This is a genomic window from Microbulbifer sp. (assembly GCF_051659245.1).
Lineage (GTDB): Bacteria > Pseudomonadota > Gammaproteobacteria > Pseudomonadales > Cellvibrionaceae > Microbulbifer.
In genome coordinates, this window is the sequence record NZ_JBOFOC010000094.1 from 1 (window position 1) to 4,626 (window position 4,626).

General features: G+C 63.4%; 4 protein-coding genes. 3 read left to right on the plus strand and 1 reads right to left on the minus strand.

Annotation, left to right across the window (positions count from 1 at the left end; translation table 11 throughout):
* Positions 1-41: 41 nt before the first annotated feature.
* On the minus strand, positions 42-1,076 hold the full coding sequence (locus ACRC0P_RS10365) for a rod shape-determining protein (RefSeq protein ID WP_346839291.1): 1,035 nt from the start codon (positions 1,074-1,076) through the stop codon (positions 42-44).
* A gap of 264 nt (positions 1,077-1,340) precedes the next feature.
* On the opposite strand from ACRC0P_RS10365, the gene gatC reads away from it, so the two are divergent.
* The 3 genes from gatC to gatB are packed head-to-tail and all read left to right on the plus strand — an operon-like array spanning position 1,341 to position 4,581.
* Positions 1,341-1,628 (plus strand): Asp-tRNA(Asn)/Glu-tRNA(Gln) amidotransferase subunit GatC, encoded by a 288-nt coding sequence (gene gatC, locus ACRC0P_RS10370; RefSeq protein ID WP_438630568.1) that lies wholly within the window; start codon positions 1,341-1,343, stop codon positions 1,626-1,628.
* A gap of 29 nt (positions 1,629-1,657) precedes the next feature.
* Positions 1,658-3,103: an Asp-tRNA(Asn)/Glu-tRNA(Gln) amidotransferase subunit GatA gene (gene gatA / locus ACRC0P_RS10375; RefSeq protein ID WP_438630570.1), complete on the plus strand. Its 1,446-nt coding sequence runs from the start codon at positions 1,658-1,660 to the stop codon at positions 3,101-3,103.
* A gap of 11 nt (positions 3,104-3,114) precedes the next feature.
* On the plus strand, positions 3,115-4,581 hold the full coding sequence (gene gatB, locus ACRC0P_RS10380) for an Asp-tRNA(Asn)/Glu-tRNA(Gln) amidotransferase subunit GatB (RefSeq protein WP_438630572.1): 1,467 nt from the start codon (positions 3,115-3,117) through the stop codon (positions 4,579-4,581).
* Positions 4,582-4,626: the final 45 nt, after the last annotated feature.

Sequence of the window (4,626 nt, forward strand, 5' to 3'; positions counted from 1 at the left end):
AGCGGCGGCTGGCCGCCCCGCCGCTCCTACAAAGAACCTTATCAGCTGGATACCAGATAAAGGCGGCTCTTGTCCATCATATCCAGCGCCTTGCCGCCGCCGCGGGCGACACAGGTGAGCGGGTCGTCGGCGACGATCACCGGCAGGCCGGACTCCTCCATCAGCAGGCGGTCCAGGTCCCGCAGCAGCGCGCCGCCGCCGGTCAGCACCATGCCGCGCTCAGCGATATCCGAGGCCAGCTCCGGCGGCGACTGCTCCAGCGCGCTCTTCACCGCCTGCACTATGCCGGTGAGCGGCTCCTGCAGAGCCTCGAGGATTTCGTCGGAATTCAGGGTAAAGCTGCGCGGCACCCCCTCCGCCAGGTTGCGTCCGCGCACGTCGATCTCGCGCACCTCGCTGCCGGCGTAGGCACAGCCGATCTCCTCCTTGATACGCTCGGCGGTGGCATCCCCGATCACACTGCCGTAGTTGCGGCGCACGTAGTTGACGATGGCCTCGTCGAAGCGGTCGCCGCCGATACGCACAGAGTCGGAATAGACCACCCCGTTCAGGGAAATGATGGCGATCTCGGTGGTGCCGCCGCCGATATCCACCACCATGGAACCGCTGGCTTCCTCCACCTTCAGGCCGGCGCCGATGGCCGCCGCCATAGGCTCCTCGATCAGCCACACCTCGCGGGCGCCGGCGCCCATGGCCGACTCGCGGATGGCCCGGCGCTCCACCTCGGTGGACTGGCAGGGCACACAGACCAGCACCCGCGGGCTGGGGCGCATCCAGCTGTTCTCGTGCACTTTCTTGATAAAGTGCTGCAGCATCTTTTCGGTCACCTGGAAATCGGCGATCACCCCGTCCTTCAGCGGGCGGATGGCGGTGATATTGCCGGGAGTCCGGCCGAGCATGCGCTTGGCTTCCACCCCCACCGCCTCGACGATCTTCTGGCCGTTGTAGTGGCGGATGGCGACGACTGAGGGTTCATCCAGGACCACGCCGCGATCGCGGACGTAGATCAGCGTGTTGGCCGTCCCCAGGTCGATAGACAGATCACTGGAGAACATGCCCCGCAAACGTTTAAACATGGAATTCGGTTACCTTGTTCTAATTACAGCGCCCGGGGCGGGCGAAGTAGACGCGGTAGTTAGTCCGCGCGGAAAATTCTGAGTTCCGGGCCGCATTTTCAAGGCTCCGGGGCCGGCGGTGCACAGACCCCGGCCAGAATCGGCAAACTCTAACAACGGCGGGGATTCAGGGCAAGGCGCTAATATGCTAAATTTGCCGACCCCCAGCCTCGCCCCCGACCGAGGCAACTTTGGATTCGCCACCCGAGCTGGAGCCCGACCCCCATGGCCGTAGACACGCAAACTGTAGAAAAACTGGCAGAGCTGGCCCGTATCGCCATCTCCGAGGAAACCATCGACGAAGTCGGCAACCGCCTCGGGGAGGTGCTGCAGCTGGTGGACCAGCTTCAGGCGGTGAGCACCGAAGGCGTGGCGCCCATGGCCCACCCCCTGGACGAAATCCAGGTATTGCGCACCGACGAGATCACCGAGTCCAACCGCCGCGAGGAATTCCTCGCTCTGGCACCCCAGTCCGAAGGCGGGCTGTACCTGGTCCCCAAAGTGATCGACTGAAACGCCCCACAGAATAATCAGGGAATTCCATGCATCAGCTAACTATTGCAGAAATTATTCGCGGGCTGCGCGACAGGCAGTTTTCCAGCGTCGAAATCACCGGCCACCTGCTGGGCCGCATCGAGCAGCTGGACGGCAACTACAACAGCTTTATTTCCGTGACCCCGGAGCTTGCCCTGCAACAGGCGGCAGCGGCGGACGAGCGTCTGGCTGCCGGGGACGCACCGGCCCTGTGCGGCGTGCCCCTGGCCCACAAGGATATCTTCTGCACCGAGGGCGTGCGCACCAGCTGCGGCTCGAAAATGCTCGACAATTTCACCCCGCCCTACGACGCCACCGTGGTGGAGAATTTCAACAATGCCAGCGCTGTGACCCTGGGCAAGACCAATATGGATGAGTTCGCCATGGGCTCCTCCAACGAAACCAGCTACTACGGCCCGGTGAAAAATCCCTGGAACAGCAACTGCGTGCCCGGCGGCTCCTCCGGCGGCTCCGCGGCGGCGGTGGCCGCACAGCTGACGCCCGGCGCCACCGCCACCGATACCGGCGGTTCCATCCGCCAGCCGGCGGCACTGACCAACACCACCGGGCTCAAACCCACCTATGGGCGCGTATCCCGCTGGGGCATGATCGCCTTCGCCTCCAGCCTGGACCAGGGCGGCCCCATTGCCCGCAACGCGGAGGACGCCGCCTACCTGCTGGCGGCAATGGCGGGCCACGACCCGAAGGACTCCACCAGCCTGGACCGGCCGGTGCCGGACTACACCGCCGGACTGAACGGCGATATCGCCGGTCTCAGGATCGGTGTCCCCGCGGAGTACTTCAGCGACGACCTCAATCCGCAGGTGGCCGCGCGGGTGCAGGACGCGTTGAAAGAATATGAAAAACTGGGCGCACAGCTGGTGGAAGTCAGCCTGCCCCACACCCACCTGGCGGTGCCCGCCTACTATGTGATCGCACCGGCGGAGGCCTCCGCCAACCTGTCCCGTTTCGACGGCGTGCGCTACGGCCACCGCTGTGAAGACCCCAGGGATTTGCGCGACCTGTATATGCGCTCCCGCGGCGAGGGCTTCGGTGAAGAGGTGCAGCGGCGCATTCTCGTGGGCACCTACGCCCTGTCCGCCGGCTACTACGACGCCTACTACAACAAGGCCCAGCAGGTGCGCCGCCTGATCAAGCAGGACTTTGTGCAGGCGTTCGAAAAGGTGGACGTGATCATGGGCCCCACCACCCCCTCGCCGGCCTTTGCGCTGGGGGAGAAAAAAGCCGACCCGGTGGCCATGTACCTGGAGGATATCTACACCATCGCCGCCAATCTCGCGGGACTGCCCGGCATGTCCCTGCCCTGCGGCCTGGTGAACAACCTGCCCGTGGGCCTGCAGATTATCGGCAACTACCTGGATGAGGCGCGCATGCTCAACGTCGCGCACCGGTATCAACAGGTAACCGACTGGCACAAAGCCAGCGCCGCCTAAGGAGAATGCTTGTGGAATGGGAAATCGTTATCGGGCTGGAAGTCCACGTCCAGCTCGCCACCAAATCAAAACTCTTCTCCGGCGCTAGCACCCGCTTCGGCGCGGCGCCCAACACCCAGGCCTGCGCCATCGACCTGGCCATGCCGGGAACCCTGCCGGTACCCAACGAGGAGGCCTTCCGCTACGCGGTGATGTTCGGCCTGGCGATGAACGCGGAAATCGGCAGGCGCTCGGTGTTCGAGCGCAAAAACTATTTCTACCCGGACCTGCCCAAGGGTTACCAGACCACCCAGCTCGCGCAACCGATCGTCGGTCCCGGGGAAATCGAGATTCACCTGGAGGACGGCTCCAGCAAGAAGGTGCGCCTGCACCACGCGCACCTGGAAGAGGACGCCGGCAAATCCCTGCACGAAACCATTTTTGAAACACACGGCCACGGCATGTCCGGCATCGACCTGAACCGCGCCGGCACACCGCTGATCGAGATAGTGTCCGAACCGGATATGCGCAGCGCCGCGGAAGCCGTCGCCTACCTGAAAAAGATTCACAGCATCGTCACCTACCTGGGCATTTCCGACGGCGATATGTCCCAGGGCTCCATGCGCTGCGACGCCAATGTATCGGTGCGTTTAAAGGGCGAAGAAAAACTCGGCACCCGCACCGAGATCAAGAACGTCAACTCCTTCCGCTTCGTGGAAAAAGCCATCGTGGTGGAGGCCCAGCGCCAGATCGACCTGATCGAGGACGGCGGCAGCGTGGTGCAGGAAACCCGTCTCTACGACTCGGACAAAAACGAAACCCGCTCCATGCGCAGCAAGGAAGTGGCCAATGACTACCGCTATTTCCCCTGCCCGGACCTGCTGCCGGTGGAACTGTCCGAGGATTATGTGGAGACGGTGCGCAGCCGGCTGCCGGAACTGCCGGACGCCAAATACGCGCGCTTCCAGAGCGAGTACAGCCTCTCCGCCTATGATGCCGACCAGCTGACCCAGGAGCGCGCGGTCGCCGACTACTTTGAAACCGTGGCGAAAGAATCCGGCGAACCCAAACTGGCCGCCAACTGGGTCATGGGCGAGCTGGCCGCGCTGCTGAACCGCGAGGAACTCACCATCGAGCGCTCACCGGTTTCCGCCGAACAGCTGGCGGGGCTGATTGCGCGCATCACCGACAACACCATTTCCAGCAAGATCGCCAAACAGGTGTTCGAGGCCATGGCTGCCGGTGAGGGCGATGCAGACGCAGTGATCGAAAAACGCGGCCTGAAACAGGTCAGCGACACCGGCGCCATCGAAAAAATGGTCGACGAGGTGATCGCCGCCAGCCCCGCGCAGGTGGAAAACTACCGCAAGGCCGAGGAGGCCAAGCGGCCGAAGATGATGGGCTACTTTGTCGGCCAGATCATGAAAGCCTCGAAGGGCCAGGCCAATCCGCAGATGATCAACAAGATCCTGAAGGACAAGCTCGACGCACTCCTGTAATCGAAATGAATCTTGAACCGTAACTGCTCACCCCCTGTAGGAGCG

Coding starts and splice junctions, on each gene's coding strand:
- ACRC0P_RS10365 (WP_346839291.1), bottom strand. CDS start 1,076: ATGTTTAAACGTTTGCGGGGCATGTTCTCCAGTGATCTGTCTATCGAC.
- gatC (WP_438630568.1), top strand. CDS start 1,341: ATGGCCGTAGACACGCAAACTGTAGAAAAACTGGCAGAGCTGGCCCGT.
- gatA (WP_438630570.1), top strand. CDS start 1,658: ATGCATCAGCTAACTATTGCAGAAATTATTCGCGGGCTGCGCGACAGG.